Origin of the sequence: Desulfurococcus sp., assembly GCF_049970475.1 — an archaeon.
GTDB lineage: Archaea > Thermoproteota > Thermoprotei_A > Sulfolobales > Desulfurococcaceae > Desulfurococcus > Desulfurococcus amylolyticus.
In genome coordinates, this window is record NZ_JBMFMW010000098.1 from 1 (window position 1) to 4,116 (window position 4,116).

At 47.8% G+C, this 4,116-nt stretch carries 4 protein-coding genes and 1 pseudogene; 1 reads left to right on the top strand and 4 read right to left on the bottom strand.

Annotation, left to right across the window (positions count from 1 at the left end; translation table 11 throughout):
- The 4 genes from ACP5N5_RS05895 to ACP5N5_RS05910 form a co-directional block, all read right to left on the bottom strand.
- Positions 1-210 (bottom strand): 30S ribosomal protein S25 (locus tag ACP5N5_RS05895; protein ID WP_428133873.1); only part of this gene is annotated, 210 nt, incomplete at its 3' end.
- A 130-nt stretch (positions 211-340) separates the two neighbouring features.
- Positions 341-1,789, bottom strand: coding sequence for an RtcB family protein (locus ACP5N5_RS05900; protein WP_428133875.1), 1,449 nt, complete (start codon positions 1,787-1,789; stop codon positions 341-343).
- Between the two features lie 74 nt (positions 1,790-1,863).
- On the bottom strand, positions 1,864-3,186 hold the full coding sequence (gene hisS, locus ACP5N5_RS05905; RefSeq protein WP_428133877.1) for a histidine--tRNA ligase: 1,323 nt from the start codon (positions 3,184-3,186) through the stop codon (positions 1,864-1,866).
- A gap of 3 nt (positions 3,187-3,189) precedes the next feature.
- Complete coding sequence (locus ACP5N5_RS05910; RefSeq protein ID WP_428133881.1) at positions 3,190-3,717, bottom strand: endonuclease; 528 nt, start codon at positions 3,715-3,717, stop codon at positions 3,190-3,192.
- Positions 3,718-3,814: 97 nt separating this feature from the next.
- Between ACP5N5_RS05910 and ACP5N5_RS05915 the strand changes: the two are divergent.
- Positions 3,815-4,116, top strand: a pseudogene (locus ACP5N5_RS05915) (S-methyl-5-thioribose-1-phosphate isomerase); the annotation flags it as partial.

Consider the following 4,116-nt stretch of genomic DNA (forward strand, 5'->3'; position numbering starts at 1 on the left):
ACCCTTCTCCTCGAGTAGCCTCAGGATCTTCTTGGCAGTGCTCACTTTGACCCCATACTTCTGCGCTATAGTACTGGGGATCACGTACGGATCCTCGGCCCTCACGATCTCCTTCTCGACCTTGGCTAGTGACTCCCCAGTCAAGTCCGGCGACGTTAAGGCGAGCTCGGGTGGCAGAGCCTTCTCGGCTTTCTCCCTCTTCTTCGACATCGATCCACCCCTCAGGACATCTGGAGATCTATGCCTAGATATCTTATATTAATGAGTTAGTGTGGGGATCACCAAATTATCCATAGCGCTCTAAGGTTCAGGTATAGAAAAACATATGGATGGGTACTCGTTATCCTTTTACAACACCTATTGGACGCATCTTCACGATGGGCCTTGCAATCCCTACTTTTTGCGCTACTAATACAACCCTGTCAACATCCTTGTATGCCCCGGGGGCCTCCTCACTTATAACTCTCCTAGTAGCCGCCTTCAATACTACTCCCTTCCTGCCCAACTCATCCATTACTTTATCCGGGCTATAGGATCTGATGGCATCTCCACGGCTGAGCCATCTACCCGCCCCATGTGGAGCACTATACCATGTCCTTGCCCCACTCTCCGTACCCAGGAGTATGTAGCTTGCAGTACCCATACTACCAGGTATCAACACAGGTTGACCTATAGACTTGTAATCGCCAGGTATATTGGGGTGACCGGGTGGAAACGCCCTTGTAGCTCCTTTCCTGTGTACTACTACCTTGTATCTCTCACCATTTACAACATGTTCCTCAATCTTAGCAATATTATGTGCTACATCATATATTATTTCTATTCCAAGGGCCTCCGGATCCTTCTTGAACACTTGCTTAAAGCTCTCCCTTGTCCAATGCGTTATAATCTGCCTGTTAGCCCAGGCGAAGTTCGCTGCAGCCGACATGGCTTTAAAGTAGTCCTGTGCCTCATTGGATTGAAATGGTAGTGCTGCGAGCTCTCTATCAGGTATCTGTATACCATACTTCCTCATCGCCCTCTCCATTATCATCAAGTAATCACTTGCCACCTGATGCCCGAGACCCCTGCTACCAGTATGGATCATTAATGTGACCTGCCCTATTCTCGTTATACCCATCACCTTAGCGGCCTCGGGATCATATATCTCCTCAACCACCTGTATCTCGAGGAAGTGGTTGCCCGCGCCAAGTGTGCCCAGTTGTTCATGACCTCTCTCCTTGGCTACCTTACTCACCTTGCTGGCATCAGCACTCTTCATCCTACCGTTTTCCTCGATGTGTTCTAAATCCCTCTTCCACCCGAACCCGGCTTCTACAGCCCATTCAACACCCCTATTTAACACGTCGTCGAGCTCGTTAAAGCTCAGCCTTAAATGCCCCGTGGAGCCGACACCGCTTGGTACATTCCTAAATAACGCCTCAACGAGGTCTTTTAAGCGGGGTTTAACATCTTCTATATCCAACTCGGTCCTTAACACTCTTACTCCACAATTAATATCGTATCCGACTCCTCCAGGACTTATCACACCCTCCTCGATATCGAAGCCTGCTACTCCCCCTATTGGGAACCCGTAGCCCTGGTGTCCATCGGGCATCACATACGAGTATAGCCTTATACCTGGCAGGCATGCAACATTTGCCGCTTGCTCTAAAGTTAAATCGCTCTCCATTTTATCGAGCAGGTATTCATCCGCGAAGACCACAGCGTCAGTCTTCATACAGGGCTTATACTTCCTAGGTATCTTCCACTCATACTCGCTTATTTTCTCAAGACTTATCCTGGTCATAGAAATGCACCTTTTTCAACTCTATAATTATGGTTTATGTAAATGGGTTTTAATAAACACGGGTAGAACATTGTCTAGCCCGCATCATCCTGGGGCTGCTGCGCCCCGGCGCCCTTTATGTAGTCCAAGAATGCATTGATGTCGTTTAACCCTATGTATTTCTGCTCACCCGTGATCATATTCTTTACTGTTATAGAGCCTGACTCATACTCTCTCTTACCAATTATCACTACTAATCCAGCGTTAATCTTGTTCGCCAGGCTCAGCGCCTTGGATAACGAGCGCGCCCTATACGGGATTACTTCAACCCCTTTAACCCTGATTCGCCTCACTAGTTCATACCCGGCTTTAAGTGGAACACCCTCTAGTATTGAGATTAGCACGGTGGTTTTACTGGGAAGCATCTTACCGGGGTCCAGTAGCAGCATAATTCTATCCAGTCCCAGTGCTAATCCGGTAGAATACTCGTATTCTCCCCCGTACACCCTTGTTAATCCATCGTATCTACCGCCCCCACCAATGCTCACACTTAATCCACCACTTGTCTTATACTCGAAGATCAACCCGGTGTAGTAGGCCAGCCCCCTAACCAATTTAGGCTCGTATGCAGCGTTAAATCCCACCTGATTCAACAACTCTATGAACTCCCTTGTCTTAGCCAGCTCGGATTCTATGATAGAGTATCCCTCGCCCAGCCCCTTGAAGTCCATTATAACGCTTAATGCTTCATCTATCCCGCTATTCAGGAGCCTCCTGAATAATTCAACGACATCCTCCCTGCTAGTCTTATCCCTGAGCACCTGAAGGGCTTCGCCAACCCTGTCCTTATCGATTAAGTGTAGCACCAGGTCCTGTGTTTCCTCCGGGATACCTATTCTATCCATGATGACCCTGTAGGTTGCAACATTACCTACTACATAGTAGTGTTTCACACCAAGCTCTTCAAGGAAGTTGCTAGCTGTGAAAGCAGCTGAGACATCAGCATTTATATCGGGGTCGCCTATGATCTCTAATCCCCCCTGCCAGAACTCCCTGTACCTCGCTTTCTGCGGCTCCTCGTATCTAAAGCACTGGGCTACATAGTATAGCCTAATGGGTTTAGGCTGAGACCTCATCTCCTTAAGATACGCTCTAACAACGCTCGCAGTGACCTCGGGTCTTAACGCGAGTGTTCTACCGGCTTTATCCTGGAAGACATACATAGACCTCTTTATCTCTTCGCCGCTCTTCTTCTCGAATAACCTAAAGTATTCTACTGTAGGCGTTATAATAGGCTTGAACCCGTTTCGCCTAGCCGTCTCCTTAAATAATTCAACCATGTACTCGTGTAACTCAGCATCGACACCTGTTAGATCCCTCATCCCCCTCGGGGGGTTCAATACGTCTTCCTCACTCACTGTTTAAACCACCTCCAACGCTATCTTGTTTGCCTCATAGTATGTTATATCCCCCTGGAGGCTAACTATTGCTAGAACTAGTTGAAGACTATTGCTTCTAGCGTTCTCCACCTCCCTCATTATATCCGTTATACCCCTCATCTTCTTCTCCTCGAGAACCAGTACCAGCCTTAAATCACCTGACTTATCTTTAATGAGGAACCTCTCCTGGTCTACTACCCTTACCCTCCTACCTCTATCCCTTAAATCCTTGTAGACGAGTAACTGGGGCCAGAAGAAGTCCTTAAAGCACTTGTATTCATGTTGCATGAGCTCGTTAAGGCTTCGAATATACTTGCCATCCGTAGTCTTCACAGTGGCTCTTCCATCTAGGATTAAGTAAGCGACCTCGACGAGCTCCAGGATGAGCTCCCCGCCCCGTTTCTTACCGATCCATCTCTCCTCAAGCATATTGACTACTCTTTGATCGCTCGTCGACGCCGTACACGCCTCATCATTAAAGACTACTTCGAAACCATCCACTTTACTCAACTTAAACACCTTGCTGTATCAAGCATTAGTATCGGGTTTCAAGGTTATAATTTAAGCTTAAGATTGTGTTATCTGAATCAGGTGATGTCTATTGACAATGAGTACTCCCTACCCACTTAAAATAAGGGCTGTATGGTACGATAAAGAATCCAACGCTGTATGCTGGGTGAACACCCTTAAACTCCCATTTAAAGAAGAGGTCTACTGCAGCAACAGCCCTGAGAGAGTTGCCAAGGCGATCATCGAGATGGAGATACGGGGGGCACCGGCAATAGGTGTCGCCGCTGCCCTAGCGGTTGGAAGCTATGCTGTTGGAGTAAGCAGTCTACCTCTAGGAGACTTCGCTATGAGTGTGGGGAAGGCCATTGATACATTGTGGAGAACCCGTCCAACAGCACA